This is a genomic window from Enterobacter cloacae complex sp. 394F7, assembly GCF_057320385.1.
Genome location: NZ_JBXWCS010000006.1, coordinates 139627 through 162693, shown reverse-complemented (window position 1 = coordinate 162693; position 23067 = coordinate 139627). Strand labels below are relative to the sequence as shown.

Genomic DNA, 23067 nt, shown 5'->3' with positions numbered 1-23067 from the left:
GCGAAGCGCCACCGGGCAATGAGACTAGCCGCTCTTACGTTTCACATTCTTTTTCGTTCCCGCGCTACCGTTCGAACGCTGATGCACAATCGGCGTATGCTTGGTCAGCGCCGGGCGCGTATGGCGGTTCTGGCGACGCGCTTCGCGCATCTCATCCAGCGTTGGTGCCGGCACCAGACAGTCGCGACGCGAGCCAATCAGATGCTTTTTCCCCATCTCTTCCAGCGCCTGGCGGATCAGCGGCCAGTTAGCCGGATCGTGGTAGCGCAGCAGCGCTTTGTGCAGACGACGCTGTTTATCCCCTTTCGGCACCACCACGTCTTCACTCTTGTAACCAATTTTACTCAGCGGGTTTTTGCCGGTGTAGTACATGGTTGTGGAGTTGGCGAGCGGTGACGGATAGAAGTTCTGCACCTGATCCAGACGGAAGCGACGCTGTTTCAGCCACAGCGCCAGGTTCACCATGTCTTCATCGCGCGTACCCGGGTGGGCGGAGATGAAGTACGGTATCAGGTACTGCTCTTTCCCTGCCTGCTTTGAGTAGGTATCGAACAGCTGTTTAAAGCGATCGTAGCTGCCCATCCCCGGCTTCATCATTTTTGACAGCGGGCCTTCTTCGGTGTGCTCCGGCGCAATCTTCAGATAGCCACCGACGTGGTGCGACGCCAGCTCTTTGATGTAACGCGGATCTTCCACAGCGATGTCGTAACGTACCCCGGAGGCAATCAGGATTTTCTTGATGCCCTTCAGATCACGCGCGCGGCGATAGAGGTTGATCGTCGGCTCGTGGTTGGTGTCCATATGTTCGCAAATGCTTGGATAGACACAGGAGAGACGGCGGCAGGTTTGCTCCGCGCGCGGCGATTTACAGCGCAGCATGTACATATTGGCCGTTGGGCCGCCGAGGTCGGAGATCACCCCGGTAAAGCCAGGCACGGTATCGCGAATGGCTTCGATCTCGTTGATGATCGAATCTTCAGAACGGCTCTGAATAATGCGCCCCTCGTGCTCGGTAATGGAGCAGAAGGAACAGCCGCCGAAGCAGCCGCGCATGATGTTGATCGAGAAGCGGATCATCTCATACGCAGGGATACGGGCGTTGCCGTACGCCGGGTGCGGCACGCGTTTGTACGGCAGCGCAAAGACGCTGTCCATCTCTTCGGTGGAGAGCGGGATCGCCGGTGGGTTGATCCAGATAAAACGCTCGCCGTGCTTCTGCATCAACGCACGCGCACAGCCGGGGTTGGTTTCATGGTGCAGAATACGGGACGCATGGGCATAGAGCACCTTATCGGCTTTCACCTTCTCGTAGGACGGCAGCAGCACATAGGTCTTTTCCCACGGTTTCGGACGCGGCGGCTGCACGACGATTGCCTTCGCTTCCGCTTTCTTTGGCTCAACCGGTTTGTTATCCGCGCACGGCAGATCTTCGCCATACGGGTGCGGGATAGGATCGATTTTGCCCGGCATATCGATGATGCGGGAATCCACCCCGCGCCAGCCCGGCAGCGCTTCTTTCACCATGATGGCGGTGTTGCGCACGTCGCGGATGCTGCTCACCGGCTCGCCCTGCGACAGACGGTGCGCCACTTCTACCAGTGGGCGCTCGCCGTTACCGTAAATCAGCATGTCGGCTTTGGAGTCCACCAGCACCGAGCGGCGCACGGTATCAGACCAGTAATCATAGTGCGCGGTACGACGCAGGCTCGCCTCGATGCCGCCCAGGATCACCGGCACATCTTTCCAGGCTTCTTTACAGCGCTGGGTGTAGACCAGCGTGGCGCGGTCAGGGCGTTTGCCCGCCACGTTATCCGGTGTGTACGCATCGTCATGGCGCAGCTTACGGTCGGCGGTATAGCGGTTGATCATCGAGTCCATGTTACCGGCGGTCACGCCGAAGAACAGGTTCGGTTTACCCAGACGCATAAAGTCGTCTTTGCTGTTCCAGTCTGGCTGGGAGATGATCCCCACGCGGAAGCCCTGCGCTTCAAGCATGCGGCCGCAGATGGCCATACCAAAGCTCGGGTGGTCAACGTAGGCATCGCCCGTGACCAGAATGATATCGCAGCTATCCCAGCCCAGTTGGTCCATCTCTTCCCGGGACATCGGCAGGAACGGCGCCGATCCAAAGCAGGCCGCCCAGTACTGGGGCCACGAGAAAAGGTCACGATCCGGCTGGATCAGGGAAATTGCGCTCATAATGCTTCCGAAGAAAAAATAGACAAAAGGAGCCGGATTATACGCTGTTCATCCGCCAGATTTGAAGAAAAGGATGCAAGAGGCAGACAGATATTCACAGAAGTCGTTAAAATACAGCGCCCTGATTATTTTGGCTCATAATATTCACTCTAACTTCCGGTGATTTTCCCCCGGAACAGGTTCTTGCGCGGAGTTCTGTTGTGAAGTTCAACGATTCGTTACATGTCTCCCAGCTGCGGGTTGTGCTTCATCTCTGCGGGTTTCTGGTTCTTCTGTACAGCCTGTCTATGCTGCCGCCGATGGTTATCGCTCTGCTGAATAAAGAGCGAACCTATTTTGCTTTTTTGACCACCTTTTTGACTTTTTTCAGCCTCGGCGGCCTGGCCTGGCGGGCAACCCGTCACGCCGGTATACAGCTACGCACCCGCGACGGATTCGTGATTATCGTCCTGTTCTGGCTGCTGTTCTCATTAATCAGCGCCATGCCGCTCTGGATGGACGATGGCCTGCAACTCTCCTTTGCTGACGCACTTTTTGAAGGCGTTTCCGGGATCACCACCACGGGCGCAACGGTGATCGGCGACGTCAGCGCCCTGCCCAAATCGTACCTCTATTATCGCGCGCAGCTCAATTTCATTGGCGGGCTGGGCGTCATCGTGCTGGCCGTCGCGGTCCTGCCGCTGCTGGGCATCGGTGGCATGAAGCTGTACCAGTCAGAAATGCCCGGCCCGTTTAAAGAGGAGCGTCTGACGCCCCGGCTCGCCGATACCGCACGCACCCTGTGGGTCACCTATCTGGCGCTGGGCATAACCTGCACGCTGGCGTACTGGCTGGCGGGGATGCCCTTTTTTGATGCCGTTTGTCACGGGCTCTCCACCGTATCCCTGGGCGGCTTTTCAACCCGCAGCGAGAGCATCGGTTTTTATGACAGCCACGCGATTGAGCTTGTCGCCGGCACCTTTTCGCTGCTTTCGGCGTTTAACTTTACCCTCTGGTATGTCGCCCTTGTCAGACGCACGCTGAAGCCGATTCGCCGCAGCCCGGAGGTGAGATTCTTTCTGGCCGCTGCCGCGGTGCTTATCGCCATTACCGCCTGGCAGGTCTGGCACGCGGGAATGTATAACCCTCTCGACAGCCTGGTGCACGCCTTCTTCCTGGCAAGCTCAATGATGACCGATAACGGCCTTTCAACGGCCGATTACGCCCACTGGCCTGCCCACACCATATTCCTGCTGCTGAGCGCCAGCTTTTTTGGTGGCTGCGTGGGTTCGACCTGCGGTGGGATTAAGGCCCTGCGGTTTCTGATGATGTTCAAGCAGAGCATTCAGGAGATGAATCAGCTGGCGCATCCGCGGGCGCTGCTGACCATCAAGGTTGGCAACAGCGTGGTGAATGAGCGCGTCCTGCGTTCGGTATGGAGCTTCTTCTTTCTCTACGTGATGATCACAGGCTTTTTCGTCTGGGCGCTCAATCTGATGGGCTATGACCTCTTTACATCATTTGCGACGGTGGCTGCCTGTATCAACAATATGGGGCTGGGCTTTGGCGAAACGGCATCAACCTTCGGGACGTTAAAGGAAGAGGCCAAGCTGTTGATGTGCGCGGCGATGATCTTAGGACGTCTGGAAATTTATCCGGTGTTGATCCTGTGCTCGCGCTTTTTCTGGCGGGCATAACGCATTCCCGGCGCACCGGGAATGCTGTGCTTACGGCGCCGGGTTAACCAGCATTTGCCCTACGGAGCCCCTGTCCATCATCTCCAGCGTCTGGCTGTGGAACAGGAACGGGAAGTGCGGCCAGGAAGGCTGGCCGTAGTAGACAAGCAGTTCAACCTGACCATCCACCCAGACGGTGTCTTTCCAGCCCCTGTCTTCCGGGAACGGCATCGCGCCGTTCACGTTGCGGATCAGGAATGACACACCTTCAATATGGAACGACTGCGGCATGTCGGAGCGAACGGTCCAGCGCTCCCAGGTGCCCTGCTGCGCGGTAATGTCGATACGGTTAACGTCCCACAGCGCGCCGTTGATGCCCGGGTCGTCGCCGAGGCTGATATCACGGCTGCGCACCGGCGAACCGCTCATGATCTCCTGCGGCAGCAGGCGCATGGGCAGGCTGTCGGTCACCAGCGGCAGGAGACCGGTTGGGCGCAGGGTCAGCACCAGCGTGGAGACCAGAATGCTCGACGGCTCAAAGAAGCCACGAATGCGATCCACAATGCTCGCCGCTTCGCCGCAGGTCACCGAGACTTCATCGCCGTTGGTCATATCCACGAGGATTTCACGGCGTTCACCCGGGGCAAGCGCCAGCTGTTTAACGGACACCGGCGCCGGTAAAAAGCCCTGGTCGCCGGAGATCACGTGCAGCGGGCGGCCATCGCTCATCTGCAACAGATAGCGGCGCGAGTTAGAGGCGTTCAGCAGACGCAGGCGAACCCAGCCGCGCGAGACTTCGACATACGGACTTTGCGCGCCGTTGACCAGCAGCGTGTCGCCAACAAAGCCACCGCTACCCGGCTCGCTGTATTCCGGTGTGCCAAAGTTATCCAGACGCTTGTCCTGGATAATGACCGGGAAATCATCCACGCCGTAGTGGTTTGGAATGGGCAGAGATTTACTGACCTCGTCTTCTATCAGCCACATCCCGGCCAGGCCGTTATAAACCTGCTGGGCAGTGCGGTTAGGGGTATTAGCGTGATACCACAGCGTCGCCGCGCTCTGACGGATCGGCAGTACGGGAGCCCAGTCGGCGTTAGGCGACATCATGCGCGCGGCCCCGCCAATCAACGGGCCGGGAACCTGCAACCCGCTGATGGTCATCGCCACATTTTCAGGCGTGCGGTTGCTGTAGATGAGCTTTACGTCATCGCCATTCCACACGCGGATGGTCGGCCCAAGGTAGCGCCCGTTAATGCCCCAGACTGGCGCGCGGGTTCCCTGGGTAAACGACCAGTGGCTTCGCTGTAGCGTCAGGAATAGCGGCTGCCCGCGACGGGATTCAATCAACGGCGGAATGGGCAGCGGCTGTTGCTGCCCGGCGGCGCTGGCTGTCAGCGGCATCGCACCCGCACAAAGGGCGATCCCTGAAGCCTGAATAAACTGACGCCGACTGAGTGACATATAAGCTCCATCTGAAACGACTAACAACGCGGGAATTCGTTTTCCCTTTTAACGCCGGATTAGATCTTCCCGGCGGCTTCTCTCTCTGCGACTTCTTTGTCGAGCTGAGCAATATGCTGAACCATCAGTTCACGGCAGTGCGCTGCCAGCTCGCGGACCTGATCTTTACCGTATTTGCTGGTATCGACCGGCGGCAGCATCTCGACAATCACCAGCCCGTTATTCAGGCGGTTAAGATTAATCTTATTCGATGTATTGGAAACACACACGGGAATAATTGGAACGCCCGCCGCAATTGCGGCATGAAACGCCCCGGTTTTAAACGGCAGCAGACCGCGACCGCGGCTGCGCGTGCCTTCCGGGAACATCCAGATAGAAATGCGGCGCTTTTTGAAGTGGTTCACCACTTCCGCAATGGTACCGTGCGCTTTTGCGCGGTTATTACGGTCAATCAGCAGGTTACCCGTCAGCCAGTAGAGCTGGCCGAAAAAGGGGATCCACAGCAGGCTCTTCTTACCCACCGTCACGGTCGGCGGCAGCACGATGTTAGAGGCAGTCACCATATCGTAATTATTTTGATGGTTTGCGATATAGATGGCGTTACCGAAATTCTCCGCCCCTTCCGGCAGACGCTTTTCAACCTTCAGGCCAAACAGCGGCGCAAGACGACCAAACATGTGGCCGAAGGTGGCGACATGCTTCGGGTTACGCGGGCTGAACAGGCAATAGATGCAGCCGAAAACACAGACCAGAATGCAATAGATAACGGTAAGAATAAGACGAACAATGTATAGCATAGCGACCTCTGAAGCCCTGACAGCTGACAATTATACTTCACCTGTGGCCAGGTAAGGACTTTATTACGAGCGCGTATTGTTAATCGCAACGCACGAATTAACAACGGTTTTACGGGAAATTTTATTGGATATCCCCCTCCGGAACAGAGGGGGATCGAAACGCGTTACTCTTCGCTGTCGCCCGTGCTGCTGCGTGCAGGAGAATCGATCTCCACGCGGTCGATACGCTGCAGGCCGCGCATCAGCGAACCGCGGCGTCCGCGCTCGCCCACCACCTTCTGCAACTCTTCCGGACGCAGCTTGATTTTACGCTTGCCGACATGAATGGTCAGCGTGCTCTGCGGCGGCAGAATGAAGAGATGCGCCAGGCCATCTTCACCTTTCGCGGCTTCCGCCGACGGGATGTTGATGATCTTATTGCCCTTACCTTTCGACAACTCCGGCAGGTCGCTGACCGGGAACATCAGCATGCGCCCGGCAGACGTGATGGCCAGCAGCATGTCGCTCTCGTTCTCAACCACCAGCGGCGGCATAACGTGTGCGTTATCCGGCAGGCTGATCATGGCTTTACCGGCACGGTTACGTGACACGAGATCGTTAAAGGTACAGATAAAGCCGTAACCCGCATCAGAGGCCAACAGCAGTTTCTGGTCGTCGGCTTCCATCAGCATGTGGTCAACCGTCGCCCCCGGCGGCAGCGTCAGCTTGCCGGTCAGCGGTTCGCCCTGACCACGCGCGGAAGGCAGCGTGATCGGATCGATGGCGTAACTGCGGCCCGTGGAGTCAATAAACGCCACCGGCTGGTTGCTCTTGCCTTTCACGGCCGCCTTGAAGCTGTCGCCCGCTTTGTAGCTCAGCCCCGGCGCATCGATATCATGGCCTTTGGCGCTACGCACCCAGCCGCTCTGGGACAGGACGATGGTGACCGGCTCTGAAGGCTGCATGTCATGCTCGTTCATCGCCTTCGCTTCTTCGCGCTCATGCAGCGGAGAACGGCGGTCGTCGCCGAAGGCATCGGCATCGGCCTGCAACTCTTTCTTCAGCAGGGTGTTCATTTTGCGTTCGGACGCGAGGATCGCCTGCAGCTGATCGCGCTCTTTTTCCAGCTCGTTCTGCTCACCGCGGATCTTCATCTCTTCCAGCTTAGCGAGATGGCGCAGCTTCAGTTCGAGGATCGCTTCAGCCTGGGTTTCACTGATACCAAAGCGCGACATTAACGCGGGCTTCGGCTCGTCCTCGGTACGGATGATCTCAATGACTTCATCGATATTGAGGAACGCGACCAGCAAACCTTCGAGGATATGCAGGCGCTTAAGCACTTTCTCCAGACGGTGGTTCAGACGACGGCGCACCGTATCGCGACGGAAGGTCAGCCATTCGGAGAGGATCTCCAGCAGGTTTTTCACCGCCGGGCGTCCGTCCAGACCGATCATGTTCAGGTTGATGCGGTAGCTTTTTTCCAGGTCGGTGGTGGCGAACAGGTGGTTCATCACCTGCTCCATGTCCACGCGGTTAGAGCGCGGCACGATCACCAGACGGGTTGGGTTTTCGTGGTCGGATTCATCGCGCAGGTCGTCCACCATCGGCAGCTTTTTATTGCGCATCTGGGAGGCGATCTGCTCCAGCACCTTGGCGCCAGAGACCTGATGCGGCAGCGCGGTGATCACCACGGCGCCGTCCTCTTTGGTCCACACCGCGCGCATGCGCACGGAGCCACGGCCGTTCTGGTAGATTTTGCGGATTTCCGCACGCGAGGTGATGATCTCAGCTTCGGTCGGGAAGTCCGGCCCCTGAACGATATCCAGCAGCTCGTCCAGCGAGGTTTTCGGCTGTTCAATCAGGGTGATGGCGGCTTTCGCCACTTCACGCAGGTTGTGTGGCGGGATGTCCGTCGCCATACCGACCGCGATACCGGTGGTGCCGTTCAGCAGGATATTCGGCAGACGCGCAGGCAGCATTTTCGGCTCCTGCAGCGTGCCGTCGAAGTTTGGCACCCAGTCCACCGTCCCCTGGCCGAGTTCGCCCAGCAGCACTTCGGCATATTTAGACAGGCGAGATTCGGTATAACGCATCGCCGCGAAGGATTTCGGATCGTCCGGAGCCCCCCAGTTCCCCTGACCGTCCACAAGCGGGTAACGATAAGAGAACGGCTGGGCCATCAGCACCATCGCTTCATAGCAGGCGCTGTCGCCGTGCGGATGGTATTTACCCAGTACGTCACCGACGGTACGGGCGGATTTCTTGAACTTGGCGGTGGCGTTCAGCCCCAGCTCGGACATCGCATAGACGATGCGACGCTGAACGGGCTTCAGGCCATCCCCGATAAACGGCAATGCCCTGTCCATGATGACGTACATGGAGTAGTTCAGGTAGGCGTTTTCCGTGAATTCATGTAGCGCGAGGCGCTCTGCCATATCGCTCATTACGTGTGATTCCTCAACTCAGAAACCGATGGGTTTCAGGCAATATTGCCGCAGATACTACCCTATCTGGCGAGTTGAGTCACAAAGAAAAAGGGCCGGATAAGCGGCCCTTTCTGGGTTATTTCGTCAGCTTGATAACCTGCTTCACGTCGATTTCAAATTCGTTCCAGTCTTTATCGACCTTACCCTGCAGCTCGACTTTATCTTGCGGGGACACGGTCACACCGTTCCAGCGCTTATGATCAATCTCAACCACCACCGTGCCGGTCTCGTCGCGGAAGGTGTAGCGGTCATCGGACAGGCGTTCGGTGATGTTCCCGCGCAGCTTCACCCAGGCGTCGTCCTTCAGGTCTTTGACTTTCGCGGCCGTTGTCAGGTTGGCGTTGTTATCAACAAAACCGCCTGCCTGCGTCTGAGTCTGGGGTTGGGTAGCTGATGGGCCCGTAAAACCGCCCTGAGCAGCGAAGACCGGTGCGGTGGTCATCATCATGATAGCAGCCATTGCAGCGAATTTTTTCATATTCATTTCTCCCTTTAATGTGGTGTCGCAATCCATTAAACAGGGTAATCCTTAACAACTTCTTAAGGGGGAAATTTATATTTTTTTACTGTACAGCAGGCGGATCCAGAGGGTTTACTGACGCCATCAAGGAGGGGATATGCGCATATTACTGGTAGAAGACGACAAGCTGATTGGTGATGGCATCAAAGCGGGCTTAAGCAAAATGGGCTTCAGCGTGGACTGGTTCACCGACGGAAAAACCGGCCAGGCGGCGCTCTGTTCTGCCCCTTACGATGCGGTGGTGCTTGACCTGACGCTACCGGAGATCGACGGTCTGGCGATCCTGCGCGCCTGGCGCGAAAGCGGGCGCAGCGAGCCGGTGCTTATCCTGACCGCGCGGGATGCGCTGAATCAGCGCGTCGAGGGGCTACGCCTGGGAGCCGATGATTATCTCTGCAAACCCTTCGCGCTGATCGAAGTGGCCGCCCGCCTTGAGGCGCTGGTGCGTCGCAGCCACGGTCAGACGCGCAGCGAGCTGCGTCATGGCAAAGTGACGCTCGACCCGACGAGCCTTATTGCCACGCTGGAGGGAGAAACGCTGGCCCTCAAGCCCAAAGAGTTCGCCCTGCTGGAGTTACTGATGCGCAATGCGGGCCGCGTCCTGCCGCGTAAAGCGATCGAAGAGAAGCTCTATACGTGGGACGATGACGTCTCCAGTAACGCCGTGGAAGTTCACGTCCATCATCTGCGGCGTAAGCTGGGCAGCGAGTTTATCCGCACGGTTCATGGCATCGGCTATACCCTGGGTGACGCATGAAACTGAGCCTGAAACTCCGTCTGACGCTTCTTTTTCTGCTGCTGTCGCTGACGGCCTGGTTTGCCGCAAGCCTTGTCGCCTGGCAGCAGACGACCCACAAGCTCGATAAGCTGTTTGATACCCAGCAGATGCTGTTTGCTAAACGGCTGCTGACGATGGATCTGGATGAGATCCGCGCTCCGGAGCGGATGCGCGAGATCCCCAAAAAAGTGAAGCACGGTCGCCTGGACGACGATGCTCTGGCCTTCGCCATTTACGCTACCGACGGCACGATGATCCTCAATGACGGGGAAAACGGCCGCGACATCCCGTATCACTATCGCCGCGATGGGTTTGATGACGGCAGGCTCAAAGACGACAACGATGACTGGCGTTTCTTATGGCTGACCTCGCCGGACGGGAAGTACCGCGTGGTGGTCGGTCAGGAGTGGGAATACCGGCAGGAGATGGCGCTGGATGTGGTCAGCTCGCAGCTGACGCCGTGGCTGGTGGCGCTACCGGTGATGCTGCTGTTGCTGATTGTCCTGCTGAGCCGGGAGCTTAAGCCATTGAAAAAACTGGCGCAGACGTTGCGCCTGCGCTCGCCGGATGCCACCGACACCCTGCCGACACAGGGCGTGCCATCAGAAGTACGCCCCCTTCTGGACTCCCTGAACCACCTCTTTACCCGAACCCAGGAGATGATGAGCCGCGAGCGCCGCTTTACCTCCGATGCCGCCCACGAATTACGTAGCCCGCTGGCGGCCCTGAAGGTGCAAACCGACGTGGCGCAACTCTCTCTGGACGACCCGCAGGCGCAGGAAAAAGCGCTCTCGCAGCTCCACGCGGGGATCGACCGGGCATCCCGGCTGGTGGATCAACTCCTCACTCTCTCGCGTCTGGACTCTCTGGAAAATCTCGACGATGTCGAACCGATAAAGATGGCCGATTTGCTGCAATCAGCGGTTCTGGACATCTGGCATCCGGCGCAGCAGGCGGGTATCGACGTTCGCCTGAACATCAACGCCCCGCAGGCTGAACGCACGGGTCAGCCGCTGCTGTTGAGCCTGCTGGTGCGTAACCTGCTGGATAACGCCGTGCGTTACAGCCCGCGCGGCAGCGTGGTTGACGTTACGCTGGACGCCCGTTGCTTCTCCGTACGCGACAACGGACCGGGGATCGCCCCCGAGGCGTTGGCCCGTATTGGCGAGCGTTTTTATCGTCCACCCGGGCAGGATGCCACGGGCAGCGGGCTGGGGTTATCCATTGTAAAACGCATTGCTGCCCTGCACGGTATGCGCGTTTCACTGGATAATGCTGCGAAAGGCGGCGTTGATGTGAAGGTGTGCTGGTAAGGAATTATTGCATTTAACGCAAAAGACTTTGCACATTTTGCTCATTTTACCGTATCGCCCTCGCGCGTAGAATACTCGCCATACTCTCATCGACGAGGACAAATAATGAGCAACATTCTGATTATCAACGGTGCGAAAGAATTCGCCCACTCTAAAGGCCAGTTGAATGACACCCTGACCGAGGTCGCGGACGGCTTCCTGCGCGACGCCGGGCATGATGTTAAGGTTGTGCGCGCAGACAGCCATTACGACGTGAAAGCCGAAGTGCAGAACTTCCTGTGGGCTGACGTGGTTATCTGGCAGATGCCGGGCTGGTGGATGGGCGCACCGTGGACCGTGAAAAAATACATGGATGACGTGTTCACTGAGGGCCACGGTTCACTGTATGCCAGCGACGGCCGTACCCGTTCCGACGCGTCTAAAAAATATGGTTCAGGCGGCCTGATTCAGGGTAAGAAATATATGCTCTCCCTGACCTGGAACGCCCCGCTGGACGCGTTCACCGATAAAGATCAGTTCTTTGAAGGCGTAGGGGTAGACGGCGCATACCTGCCGTTCCACAAGGCTAACCAGTTCCTCGGCATGGACCCGCTGCCGACCTTTATCGTCAACGACGTGATTAAAATGCCTGACGTCCCGCGCTATATCGCAGAATATCGCAAGCATCTGGCTGAAATTTTTGCTTAACTGGTAACCTGGAATTAGAAGGAGTTAATTATGCTTACCGTTATTGCTGAAATCCGTACCCGTCCTGGCCAACATCACCGCCAGGCGGTGCTGGATCAGTTCGCGAAAATTATCCCAACCGTACTGCAAGAAGAAGGCTGCCACGGCTATGCGCCGATGGTTGACGCCGCAACCAACGCCAGCTTCCAGGCCACCGCGCCGGACTCCATCATCATGGTTGAGCAGTGGGAAACCGTGGCGCATCTCGAAGCGCACCTGCAGACCGCACACATGAAAGCGTGGAGCGATGCGGTAAAAGGTGACGTGCTGGAAACCCACATCCGTATTCTGGAGCAAGGGGTGTAAAACCTGCCTTCCCTCTCCTTTCGGAGAGGGAAATCTCTCTGACCTGCTATGCTTATTCTGACTTCATGATTAACAGGAGGAAGGAATGGGACTTTTTAACTTCGTAAAAGAAGCAGGCGAAAAGCTGTGGGACAACCTGACCGATCATAAAGGCCAGAGCGACAAAATCACCGAGCATCTCAAGAAACTCAACATTCCCGGCGCGGATAAAGTGCAGGTCAACGTTACCGACGGTAAAGCCAGCGTAACGGGCGACGGGCTGACCCAAGAGCAGAAAGAAAAAATCCAGGTCGCCGTCGGCAATATTGCGGGCGTCAGCGAGGTGGAAAACAACATCACCGCCACTGATGCCAAAGATGAAGCCACCTACTATACGGTGAAATCAGGCGACACCCTCAGCGCCATCTCCAAAACCGTTTACGGGGATGCCAACCAGTACAACAAGATTTTTGAAGCGAACCGCCCGATGCTCTCCAGCCCGGACAAGATTTATCCCGGCCAGACGCTGCGTATTCCTAAGGCGTAACCCACACGTCGGGGGCGCGCCCCCGACCTTTTACCAGTACGGCTTCCAGCTCTGGGTGAACCGCACCAGCGCCTCAACGTAGAAGTAATCGCCCCAGCTCGCACACTCATCCACGCCTTTGTTGCTCGCCAGGTGATAGACAGCGTGCTTAAGCAGCCCGTTCCCCTTCTCGTCTTTGCCCATCAGATAGTGCTTTGTCAGTGACGACATAATCCCTTTAGCCCAGTCCAGATAACGTTCACGATCCGGATCCGTGACCGGCAACTGTTTTACCAGCTCCAGCAGCCCGCAGACGGCAATGGCCGCCGAGGAGGAATCCCGCAGCGCATCTGTCCCCAGCAGCGCCAGATCCCAGTGGCAGACATAATCCTCCGGCAGACGATTAAGAAAGTAATTTGCCAGGCGTTTTGACAGCGCAATCATCGTCTTATCGCCGGTATAGAGATAGCTCAGCATAAAACCGTAGATCCCCCACGCCTGCCCGCGGGACCAGCAGGAGTCGTCCGCGTATCCTTGCTGCGTGTTGCCGTAGCGAGGCGCGCCGGTAACCACATCCATGTAGTAGGTGTGGAACGTCGAGGCATCTTCACGAATCAGGTACGTAGCGGCTTGCATCACGTGGGCTTTTGCGGCGTCAGCAAAGCGCGCGTCGCCGGTTTGTTCCGTCGCCCAGTAGAGCAGCGGCAGATTCATGTTGCAGTCGATAATCATCCGCCCGGCCTGCTCCGGGTCTGACAGATCGCCCCAGGCCTGAATAATCTTCGCCTTCGGGTGAAAGCGCTCCAGCAGGGCTTCAGCCGCCAGCAGGGCGAACCCGCGCGCCTCGCGGTTGCCGGTCAGTCGCCAGGCCGCCACGCAGGAGAGCGTATACAGGAACCCCAAATCATGAGTGTTGGTATCATTACGCCCGGCGATGCGCAGGCCAAACGAGCGCACGTGTTTTTCAGCCATCTCGCGGAACGTTGTCTCACCGCTCATCTCCCACGCCAGCCATAGCTGCCCGGTCCAGAAGCTGGTGGTCCACTCCACGTTCTCCGTCAGCGGATAAACCCCGTCCTGGCAGGTTTCTGCCGGGAATCGGTCACCGAACGCCACCAAATGACGGCTAATCAGCTCAAGCACGTGGCTGCGGGCAGAGCTGAGTTCATCACGTAATGTCCGCGATTCAACGGGGACAGGAATAGCCTGCAGGTGTTCCTCTTTGATACGACTTAACATGTTTCGGGTCCTTTAAATTACCGGGATGAGGGTTCTGCTGCGTTCAGCGAGCGGGTACCGCGCCATTTGCTCTGGCAGGCGGATAGCGTAAAGGCAGAGATAAACGTAAAGGTCAGCGCCGTGGCTCCCATAATGATATAGGTGTGCTCAAAGCCGATGCGGTCATACAGATAGCCGGCAGGCGAAGAGACCACCACGTTGCCCACGTAGAGCATGGCCTGATAGCCCAGCAGATACATGGTGGCGTTAACGCGTTTATCGAAATGCTCAGCAATATATTTAAAGACCGAGACCAGCAGCAGACATATTTCCAGGCCATACAGCGGTTTCAGTACGGAAATTAACAGATGGGAATCGCACAGGCCGGAAATAATCAGTCGCGCACCGACCACCAGCCCGACAATTAACAGCCCACGCTTGGCACCAATACTATTCACCAACAGCGGGATCACCATATACATCACAAATTCCATACCCGACTGTACGGTTCCCAGATAACCGAACACCGCGTTACCATGGTGAATATCGTCAAAGAACGTGACGAAATAGCGTGAGAACTGCTGCTCGGCAATAAACATCATCCACGCCACGCCCGCCACATACAGGCAGAACGCCCAGAACTTGCGGTTACGCAGCAGGGCATAGACATCCGCAGGGGCGATTTTTTCTTTGGTCAGCACCTCGCTGGCGTGAGCGGAGTTAGTGTTCACTTTCAGGCTCACAAGGACGATCAGCATGATGATGGATGCGACGCTGCCCAGAATAAAGTTATACGCCGGAGAGAGATTAAACAGCAGACCGGAGAACGAGGACGCCACGGCCCAGCCAAGCGATCCCCACATGCGAATTTGCCCGAACTCCATACCGTTTAAACGGCTAAAGCGGTCAGAATAGGATTCACACGCCGCCACGCCCGCGTACCAGGCAAAGCTTAAATAGAGCGCGCCAATGATAATCCCCACCAGGGTATTGGACATCAGCAGCGGCTGATAAACATAAATAAAGAACGGTGCCATCAGCGCGGACATGGCAACCACAAAATAGAGCAGGTATTTACTCATGCCGATCTTATCGAGAATATAGCCGTAGATCGGTTTAAGAATGACTGAGAAGACACCGTTGACCGCAAAGACAGTGCCAATTACCGAGCCGCTAAGATTCGCCTTTTGGCCGAGCCAGATGGCTAATAGCCCAATACTGGCGGACCAGGTAAAGAAATAGAGAAATATAAAGCTGCTTATTTTATAATATTCGGTTCTGTTCGTTGTAGATGCACTTTTCATATCATCCTCGCCGACGTGTAGGGTCAGATTTTTTATAATGTGAACGACAGCTTACGTTCGCCTCCGGGTTCGCGGATCGCGACCTGGTCAGGGGTCATCTTCAGTTCAGGTGCCAATGCCGCGGGGGGTTTCTCGCTGGCCACGACGGCGCAACAGAGCCAGCTCTCTCCCTGAGGGAGATCGGTTTTTAACAACGGAATGGATGCGCATTCCGGGAACATAATGCTGCTGTTCGGCGGCGTGACGATGCTGTCTGGCTCCCGGGCAATGACCGGGGAGAGATCGACAATCACGCTGCTGCCGTTGCTGGCCGTCAGGTAACAGCCACGCTCATGAATGTGGTGTTCGGTTTTCATCACCGCAAAACCGCCCTCCACTGCCTGAAGGGTGCGAGCGCTGTTAATGCGGTGCAGACGCACGTGCCACTCGCCAAAGGGAATTTGCCAGGTTTCGACATGGACATCATGCCAGGGTGACCAGCGTGAATAGAGGTAGTTCTCATCCACCCGCACCTCCGCGCATTCACGACGCCCGCGGAAGTAGTTATCCCCCTCCGCCAGCAGTAACATCGAGTCGCAGGCGGCCTGTTTCAGGCCAAAGCGCCCCCGTTCGAGGGTGAAGCCAAAGCGGCTTGAGTACGCAAATTTGGTGTATTTGGCTTCGGTGTTGACGTAGTTATTCAGCTCAAGCTGACCGGCAGTGAGCATCGTGACGTGCTGTGAGTTATCCGCATGCATCAGGATGTGCTGCGCTGGGTGGATCACGCGTTTTTCCGCCAGCGAGGGGAGCGGCTGCTCTTCTGCCTGCCAGAACGGGTGTGACTCCGGCAAGGCCAGAATCAGGTACGTTTTCAGCGCCCAGTACGGCGAGCCGGGGGCGTTATAATCCTCGCACATCACCAGGTTGGGATAAGTAAAACCGAGGGTCAAAATACCGTCGCGATCGGTCATCGGCTGCCGCTGCCACCAGCGAAGATGGCGCAGCACAATGCCCTTCACGATGCCCGGCGAGAAGACATTCAGCCCGGAAAAGGCCACGGCGCTCCAGAAAGCGACCATCGCGAAGCGATAGGTGAGGCTCCGGCCAAACGGTACCGACGCGCCGTCGGCGGCAGACCAGTAAATAAAATCTTCGGCAAACTGACGGGCACGCTCGCGTAACACCTCCGCCCTTTTTTCATCACCGCTGAGGGTGGCATAAATCAGGCCGTAGAAGTGGAACGCCATTGAGATGTAGTAATCCTTCGGGCGGCCCGGACCGTCAGAATACCAGCCGTCACCCAGATAATACGCCTCCATCATCGCAAACCGACGGTCGATGGCGCGCGGATCATACGGCAGCCCGGCACATTTGAAACCAAGCTGCACCATAATCGCGAAGTAGTTCCAGTTGCTGTCCGGCATCTGCGCATCGGTGATCTGGTTGAGCCACGCGTGCAGGTTCATTACCTCACGTTCGCTGAAGCGGCGGGTGAGCTTATCCCCCAGCAGCGCCAGCCCCAGGCCGTAAGCCGCCATCTCCACCAGACGCTGGTCGTACGGGCCGGTTTCCCCCCAATAGCCCGGGCTCTGCGGATCGGTGCCGAGCTTAATGGCGGTCAGGTACTTCTCACTAAACGGCTCGTCCCCGCCGCCCGCCATCAGCGGAAACAACCCCCACAGCGCGCGGGATAGCCCTTCCATCTGCGCAATCTCCGTGGGGTAGTGCGCACAGGTTTCTCCCAGCGAGAACCGTGAACAATCCTGCGGAAAGGACTTATCCAGCGCGCCCAGCAGGTCATGTAACGACGCCACCACCTCCTGGCGCGAAGACAATGGATTTGATTTTTTAGACATACGCTCGCCCTCGTCATCAACTGCGACGAAGGATAGTGAATCCGCAAGGGGGATAAATGTTAGCCACGTCACAGCCGTGAAGGCCAAATAAACCTCTAGTTGAGAAAATTTAAAAAGGTGGTTTATAACGAGAAGATAACGGCAGAAAATTGAGTTTTATTGCACTATGCGCGACACGCCCACCTCCGACCGGCTGGAACTGATCACCTTAAATGACACCGTCGTGTCATTCAGCCGTCTGTTTGCCAATACCGTGCGTTACCATCACTGGCATCAGTGTCTGGAGATTCTGTATGTGGAAGAAGGATTTGGCGTCGCCATTGTCGATAACCGTCACTACACCATGCGCCCCGGGCGGCTGTTTTTCTTTCCGCCGTTTACCCTGCATAAAGTGAGGGTGGATGAGCAGGCAGAAGCGATTTACCGACGTACCATTATTCATCTCGACCCTCACGCGGTGCTTACAGCCCTGCGCGATTTTCCCCACACGCAGCAGCGGCTGCAGAAACTTTCTGCCCGCGGCGCCGGAGCGTGGGTCGCCGATCTGGCGCACTGTCATCACCATGTCGATCATCTGCTCGGCTGTTACCCGTCGCCTTTAACCCGCGAGGGAATAGCCGCGCTGTTGATTGGTTTATTCGCCATGCTCCCGGACGATAATGCCCGTGCGCCGGGCAGTAGCCTTGGGCTCGCCAGCCAGGTGATGTTCTGGCTGGACGAACATTACCAGGAGAAATTTCGCCTGGACGCACTGGCAGAAACGCTGGGGAAATCCCGCAGCTACGTATCGCGAAAATTCCATGCGGAAACGGGCGAGAAGATCCACAACTATCTGAATACGCTAAGGCTGCGCAAGGCCTGCGAGCGCCTGCTGCACAGCGAGGCGAGCGTACGCGAGATTGCCACCCAGGTGGGATTTTCCGATGTGACGTGGTTTATCAGCGCGTTTAAGAAGGGAATTGGCGAGACGCCGTTGCAGTACCGAAAGAACCATGCTGACCGATGAACGGCGTGAGCGCCCGGCATGCTTTAACCGCTCTTCTTCCCCGGCTTTAACCCACGATGAAACTCGTTGATGCGCTTCATGGATTTGATGGTGCGCTGCGGCTCGGTGGAGGCGACGGACAAAATAATCATCTCCAGGCACAGCAGCACCGTACCGTGCAGCGGGATTTTGCCCTTTTCTCCGCCGCGCGGCACATGGATCACCACGCTGGCCTCTTTGCTGAAACGTGAGTCCAGAGCGTTGGTCAGCAAAATCGTCGGGATCCCCAGACGTTTGGCTTCCCGCAACGTGGTTTGTCCTTCCCGGTGTGCAGATTTTTGCGCCATCATCACCAGCACATCGCCGCGCTGGAGCGCAATCAACTGTTCGGCAAGGCCTATCCCGGTGCGATTGAGCGGCATGGCAGGGAGCCCCATCCGGCTGAATAATCTGGCGGTGTACTCGGCCAGAATACCGGAGGCACCAATGCCGAAGATCGCCACCTGCCTGGCCTGTGCCAGCAGCGACACCGCCTGCGCCATCGCATAGCGGTTGTGCGGTTGCGACAAGACCTCACAGGTGTGCTGATGCCCTTCCAGCACAAAATCGATGCTCGCGTTAACGTCGCTGGTGAGCGTGTTAACCGTCGAGGAGATCTTTTCGCTGGACGTCACCACCGGACCAAACCACTGCTCCAGCGTCTGCTTCAGATCGCGCAGCCCGGCAAAACCCAGCGCCTGGATCGCGCGGACCACGGTGGCGTCCGAGGTTTTTAGCAGCGTGGCGATCTCCATTGCCGTCTGCTCCATCACCGCTTCCCGGTTCTCGTTGATGTAGCGCGCCACCTGCAGCAGACGCGGCGTAAGATGATGCGCACGTGCGCGAAAGCGCTCCCCGTAAACATCCACGCGCCCTTTCTCTTTACGGATCACGGTGATACCTCCGGCAATGGCCGCCCGGCAATCTGCGACTGTACCTGCGCGGCCATCAGCCCTAAAGAGGCGAAGGAGTTCGAAATGGCCTCTTCGCGTGAAATCAGCACGTAGTGGCCGGTCCGACAGGCGTTCAGGAACTGGCACCAGCCCGGCATCACCGCCTCCATCGCCGCCAGCTCGTCCTGCGGTTTACCCCCGGTGTCGCCACGCCAGGTGGCAAAGACAAAATCGGCGTCCAGCTCCGGCAGACGTTCGGCGCTGACGTCAATCCGTCCCCCTTCAGGAATACTCTCAATCAGCGGCGGGAAGGTAAATCCGGCGTCACGCAGCACGCGGCCTAAAGAGTGGTAGCTGTGCATGGCATTGATTTTTCCCTGGTTAGCCTGAATCACCGACACGGTGATTTTGCGCGTATTGATGGTCGCCTTCAGCGCCTTGATTTGCTCCTGATAGCGGCGCTCCAGGATTTTCAGCCGCGCCTGCGTACCGGTGAGCTGCGCCAGCTTGCGGTAGATCTCCGGTGCACCGCCGTCGAGATGGTCGATACTCACCGTCGGGGCAATCTTCTCCAGCTGTTCCACCGGCGTGTTGCGGGTCGGCTCAGTGATGATCAGATCGGGTTTGGCGGCAGCAATGGCTTCAATGTCGATATCCGCCGTGCCGATGAATTTGATGTCGGAATTATCGAAATCCACCCCCGTCAGCATGCCGCTGGCGCGCAGAAAATGGCTGCCGTCCGGGCGCGTGCGGCCATGGCTGGCGACGGGCGGTACGCCAAGCTCAATCAGTGGAATGGTGATATCCAGGTCGTGCAGCGAGACGATCCGCTTCGGGTTAAGCGGCACCTCCACCTTACGCCCCAGATCGTCAGTGAACGTCTGCGTCGGCTCCGCCGCACCCATCGCAACCCCTATCAGCAACAGCATCGAAACAAGTACGCGCATCATAGTCCTCTAAAATCTGTCCCGACGCTGCCAGAGCAGCAGCAGGAAAAACGGTCCGCCAGTCAGTGAAATCACAATCCCCGCCGGTAACTGCAACGGCAGGAATGCCAGCCGCCCGACGGTATCCGCCAGCAGCACCAGCAGCGCACCCAGCACGGCACTGCCCATCAACAACGCGGTTTGCCCACCGCGCATCACCAGACGCGCCATATGCGGCGCAATCAGCCCCACAAAACCAATACTCCCCACGCAGGAGACACAGGCCGCCGTTAACACCACCGGCGCGAGAACGCGCAGCAGCGCTAATCTTGAGGTGCGAACCCCAAGCCCCGTCGCGGTATGGTTACCCAGCAATGCCACGTCAGCCGCGCGGGCAGTAAAGAGCAGCAGCGCAAACGCAGGGGCAGCCCAGGCTGCGGCGATACCGACCAGCGTCCAGTTTGCCGCGTGCAGGCTCCCCGCCAGCCACAGCATCGCCGTCTGCACATCGCGCACGTCGGCGGTGGTCATAAAGATCCCCATTGCCGCAGAGAAAGCCCATGACACGCCAATCCCAATCAGAATAAAACGCGGACGCGAGATATCGCGGGCCAGCGCCACCACCAGCAGCGCGGTAATGAGACCACCGGCCATCCCGACCAGCGGACGCCAGGCCAGCCCGAGCGCAGGGAACTGAAAAATCAGCAGCAGTACCGCCGCGCTGCAGCCCTCTTTCACGCCGATAAGCCCCGGATCGGCCAGGCCGTTGCGGGTGATGGACTGCATCGCCGCCCCCGCCATGCCCAGCATCGCGCCGCTTAAAATGGCCATCAGCAGCCGTGGCAGGCGAATATCCATCACGATATAGCGCGCATCGGCCTCCAGGGGTTCTCCGGAGAACAGCGCGCGCCCGATGGCGGAAGTGGGAATGGGAAGCGAACCGTGCGTCAGGCCAAACCCCAGCAGGAGAATGCCCATTAGAGCGATAAGCGTAACGCGCGCCACTGCCGCCGGGCGTACCAGCCCGGAAAACGACCCGACACGCCATGCACGCAGTCCGGCCCGGCTCATTTGAACATCCTTGATGCCATCAGGATAAAGAGAGGAGCACCCACCAGCGCGGTCATGATCCCGGTCGCCAGCTCATACGGCGTAAACAGCGTACGGGCCGCGATATCCGCCAGCAGTAACACCAGTGCCCCGCACAGGGCAGAAAGCGGCACCATCACGCGTAAGTCCACCGACACCAGACGGCGGATAAGCTGTGGCACGACCAGGCCAATAAAACCAATTGGTCCGGCAATGGAGACGGCTGCGCCGCAAAGCAGCGCAATCGCCAGCAGAGCCAAAAGGCGAGTTTTGAGCAGCGACACGCCCAGCCCCTGCGCCATCCGGTCGCCCAGGGCCAGCATATTGAGCGATGGCGACAGCCAGAGCGCCAGAGCGAACCCCACAGCGGCAACCCAGGATGCGCTGCGAACGATCTCCGCGTTAAGCCCGGCAAGATCTCCCGCCAGCCATGTGCGCATGGCAAGCAGCGTCTGTTCATCCAGAATCAGCACCGTGGCGGTAATCGACGACGCAAACGCCGACATCGCCACGCCGCATAAGGTAATTTTCATCGGCGTGAGGCCGGTTCGCCCTGAAGAGGAGAACGTCAGCACCAGCATAAACAGCGCGGCGGCACCGACAGCGGCAATCAGCGGGCGGCCAAACGGCAAGGTAAACCCGAGCGCGCTGGTCAGCACCACTGCCAGCGCCGCCCCCGCGTTAAGCCCCAGAATATGCGGCTCGCCCAGCGGGTTACGGATCACCGACTGTAACAACACGCCCGCCACGCCAAGCGCCGCCCCGGTGACCATGGCGGCAGCCAGCCGTATCAGGCGTAATCTGACAATCACGTTGTGATCGAAATTGCGCGGGTCGAAATGAAGCAAGGCCTGCACCACCGTCTGGGGAGCAATGACACGCGCACCGATACCCAGATGGGCAATCGCGCCCATCACCAACAGCAAGGCAAACAGCAGGAAAGCCAGTGACGTTCGCATCATGATTTTTCCGCCGCCTGGCGGAATGGCATAAAGAACGGCTTACCGGTCAGCGGATTAACCGACATATGGACATCGACATCAAACACCGCTTTGATGAGTTCCGGCGTGCAGACGTCGCCTTCATGCAATACTCCCTCGACTTTGCCCTGGCGTAAAAAGACCAGGGAATCGCCATAGTTGACGGCGAAGTTGAGATCGTGGAGCACCACCACCACCGTACGGCCATGCTGGCGGGTCAGAGTATGCAGCAACTCGAGGATCTCCACCTGATAGCGGAGATCGAGAAAGGTTGTCGGTTCATCCAGCAGGATATAGGGCGTTTGCTGCGCCAGGGCCATTGCGATCCAGCAGCGCTGGCGCTGGCCGCCGGAGAGGCTTTCGACGGGCTGATGTGCAAACTCTGCCGTACCGGTCAGGTGCAGAGCCTCTTCAACGGCCTGCTCGTCTTCATCGCTCCACTGGCGCATAAAATTTTGCCAGGGAAAACGGCCGCGTGATACCAGCTCAAACACGGTCAGCCCTTCCGGCAGCAGCGGAGATTGCGGCAGGATCCCCAGCTGGCGGGCTACCGCTCTGGTTGGTTGCTCGTGAATGGCTTTGCCATCAAGCAGTACGGCCCCGCCAAGCGGTTGCAGCAGACGCGCGATAGTGCTCAGCAGCGTGGATTTACCACAGCCGTTCGCCCCTACCAGCACGGTCATTTTCTGCCGGGGGATCGCAAGGGAGATATCATCGACGATGATTTTTTTCTGATAGCCCGCGGAGAGGTTCTCCAGAACCAGCCCCGGTTTATGGGTGTTGTGCGCCACGTGAATGCCAACTTAATAAAAATCGAACAAATAAAAATAAAACTCATTCTCTTTTGAAAGTTTGCCGCTGCGCCATGTAGTAGTCAAGGGGATAAACACCCTGATAAAGCCAGGGTTAAATAACAGGTACTACAGCGACGCTTTTATTTTTTAATTAAGTATTTTCAATTAATTATATGCAATTCACTTATATCAGGACGGGAGGTTTCAGGCTGTAGCCGATTTTTGCTTTTTTCCATTTACTACTACATTGCTGCATGATTGAATGATTCTCAATTA

The 23067-nt window shown here is 57.7% G+C and carries 20 protein-coding genes; 7 read left to right on the top strand and 13 right to left on the bottom strand.

Annotation, left to right across the window (positions count from 1 at the left end):
- Positions 1–24: 24 nt before the first annotated feature.
- Positions 25–2199, bottom strand: coding sequence for a YgiQ family radical SAM protein (locus AC2FAK_RS11215; RefSeq protein WP_095454907.1), 2175 nt, complete (start codon positions 2197–2199; stop codon positions 25–27).
- A gap of 200 nt (positions 2200–2399) precedes the next feature.
- Between AC2FAK_RS11215 and AC2FAK_RS11210 the strand changes: the two genes are divergently transcribed.
- A complete protein-coding gene (locus AC2FAK_RS11210; RefSeq protein ID WP_013098720.1) occupies positions 2400–3875 on the top strand; it encodes a TrkH family potassium uptake protein in 1476 nt (491 codons plus the stop codon).
- A 30-nt stretch (positions 3876–3905) separates the two neighbouring features.
- Here AC2FAK_RS11210 and ftsP read toward each other — a convergent pair whose 3' ends face one another.
- The 4 genes from ftsP to AC2FAK_RS11190 all read right to left on the bottom strand — a co-directional run bounded on the left by ftsP (position 3906) and on the right by AC2FAK_RS11190 (position 9058).
- On the bottom strand, positions 3906–5318 hold the full coding sequence (ftsP, locus tag AC2FAK_RS11205) for a cell division protein FtsP (protein WP_013098721.1): 1413 nt from the start codon (positions 5316–5318) through the stop codon (positions 3906–3908).
- Between the two features lie 59 nt (positions 5319–5377).
- On the bottom strand, positions 5378–6115 hold the full coding sequence (gene plsC / locus AC2FAK_RS11200; RefSeq protein WP_013098722.1) for a 1-acylglycerol-3-phosphate O-acyltransferase: 738 nt from the start codon (positions 6113–6115) through the stop codon (positions 5378–5380).
- A 164-nt stretch (positions 6116–6279) separates the two neighbouring features.
- Positions 6280–8538 carry a DNA topoisomerase IV subunit A gene (parC, locus tag AC2FAK_RS11195; RefSeq protein ID WP_095454906.1) on the bottom strand — a complete coding sequence of 753 codons (2259 nt, stop codon included), beginning with the start codon at positions 8536–8538 and terminating at the stop codon, positions 6280–6282.
- Between the two features lie 118 nt (positions 8539–8656).
- Positions 8657–9058 carry a YgiW/YdeI family stress tolerance OB fold protein gene (locus tag AC2FAK_RS11190; protein ID WP_020689494.1) on the bottom strand — a complete coding sequence of 134 codons (402 nt, stop codon included), beginning with the start codon at positions 9056–9058 and terminating at the stop codon, positions 8657–8659.
- Positions 9059–9197: 139 nt separating this feature from the next.
- Between AC2FAK_RS11190 and qseB the strand changes: the two genes are divergently transcribed.
- The 5 genes from qseB (at position 9198) to lysM (ending at position 12749) form a co-directional block, all read left to right on the top strand.
- Entirely contained in the window at positions 9198–9857 is a 660-nt protein-coding gene (gene qseB / locus AC2FAK_RS11185; protein ID WP_013098725.1) for a quorum sensing response regulator transcription factor QseB, read from the top strand.
- A complete protein-coding gene (gene qseC / locus AC2FAK_RS11180) occupies positions 9854–11191 on the top strand; it encodes a quorum sensing histidine kinase QseC (RefSeq protein ID WP_057072632.1) in 1338 nt (445 codons plus the stop codon). Before qseB ends, qseC begins: the two co-directional genes overlap by 4 nt.
- A gap of 105 nt (positions 11192–11296) precedes the next feature.
- Positions 11297–11878 carry an NAD(P)H-dependent oxidoreductase gene (locus AC2FAK_RS11175; protein ID WP_013098727.1) on the top strand — a complete coding sequence of 194 codons (582 nt, stop codon included), beginning with the start codon at positions 11297–11299 and terminating at the stop codon, positions 11876–11878.
- A 30-nt stretch (positions 11879–11908) separates the two neighbouring features.
- Positions 11909–12223 (top strand): putative quinol monooxygenase, encoded by a 315-nt coding sequence (locus AC2FAK_RS11170; RefSeq protein WP_013098728.1) that lies wholly within the window; start codon positions 11909–11911, stop codon positions 12221–12223.
- An 85-nt stretch (positions 12224–12308) separates the two neighbouring features.
- A complete protein-coding gene (lysM, locus tag AC2FAK_RS11165; protein ID WP_013098729.1) occupies positions 12309–12749 on the top strand; it encodes a peptidoglycan-binding protein LysM in 441 nt (146 codons plus the stop codon).
- A gap of 30 nt (positions 12750–12779) precedes the next feature.
- Here the strand turns inward: lysM and AC2FAK_RS11160 are convergent, their stop codons facing one another.
- Genes AC2FAK_RS11160 through AC2FAK_RS11150 form a run of 3 tightly spaced genes read right to left on the bottom strand, consistent with a single transcriptional unit; the run spans position 12780 to position 17085 of the window.
- Positions 12780–13967 carry a glycoside hydrolase family 88 protein gene (locus AC2FAK_RS11160; protein ID WP_095454905.1) on the bottom strand — a complete coding sequence of 396 codons (1188 nt, stop codon included), beginning with the start codon at positions 13965–13967 and terminating at the stop codon, positions 12780–12782.
- A gap of 17 nt (positions 13968–13984) precedes the next feature.
- A complete protein-coding gene (locus AC2FAK_RS11155) occupies positions 13985–15250 on the bottom strand; it encodes an oligosaccharide MFS transporter (RefSeq protein ID WP_095454904.1) in 1266 nt (421 codons plus the stop codon).
- A gap of 32 nt (positions 15251–15282) precedes the next feature.
- Complete coding sequence (locus AC2FAK_RS11150; protein ID WP_095454903.1) at positions 15283–17085, bottom strand: DUF2264 domain-containing protein; 1803 nt, start codon at positions 17083–17085, stop codon at positions 15283–15285.
- Positions 17086–17251: 166 nt separating this feature from the next.
- Here AC2FAK_RS11150 and AC2FAK_RS11145 point away from each other — a divergent pair, with 166 nt between their 5' ends.
- Positions 17252–18091, top strand: a complete 840-nt coding sequence (locus AC2FAK_RS11145; protein WP_058678713.1) for a helix-turn-helix transcriptional regulator — start codon at positions 17252–17254, stop codon at positions 18089–18091.
- Between the two features lie 23 nt (positions 18092–18114).
- Here the strand turns inward: AC2FAK_RS11145 and AC2FAK_RS11140 are convergent, their stop codons facing one another.
- From AC2FAK_RS11140 to AC2FAK_RS11120, 5 genes are read right to left on the bottom strand one after another with little or no spacing between them, the layout of a single operon-like run.
- A complete protein-coding gene (locus AC2FAK_RS11140; RefSeq protein ID WP_013098734.1) occupies positions 18115–19002 on the bottom strand; it encodes a MurR/RpiR family transcriptional regulator in 888 nt (295 codons plus the stop codon).
- On the bottom strand, positions 18999–19949 hold the full coding sequence (locus tag AC2FAK_RS11135) for an iron-siderophore ABC transporter substrate-binding protein (RefSeq protein WP_095454902.1): 951 nt from the start codon (positions 19947–19949) through the stop codon (positions 18999–19001). Before AC2FAK_RS11135 ends, AC2FAK_RS11140 begins: the two co-directional genes overlap by 4 nt.
- 9 nt (positions 19950–19958) lie before the next feature.
- Positions 19959–20999 (bottom strand): FecCD family ABC transporter permease, encoded by a 1041-nt coding sequence (locus AC2FAK_RS11130; protein ID WP_095454901.1) that lies wholly within the window; start codon positions 20997–20999, stop codon positions 19959–19961.
- Positions 20996–21979, bottom strand: coding sequence for a FecCD family ABC transporter permease (locus tag AC2FAK_RS11125; RefSeq protein ID WP_029883035.1), 984 nt, complete (start codon positions 21977–21979; stop codon positions 20996–20998). Before AC2FAK_RS11125 ends, AC2FAK_RS11130 begins: the two co-directional genes overlap by 4 nt.
- Positions 21976–22788 carry an ABC transporter ATP-binding protein gene (locus AC2FAK_RS11120; protein ID WP_095454900.1) on the bottom strand — a complete coding sequence of 271 codons (813 nt, stop codon included), beginning with the start codon at positions 22786–22788 and terminating at the stop codon, positions 21976–21978. Before AC2FAK_RS11120 ends, AC2FAK_RS11125 begins: the two co-directional genes overlap by 4 nt.
- Positions 22789–23067 lie beyond the last annotated feature (279 nt).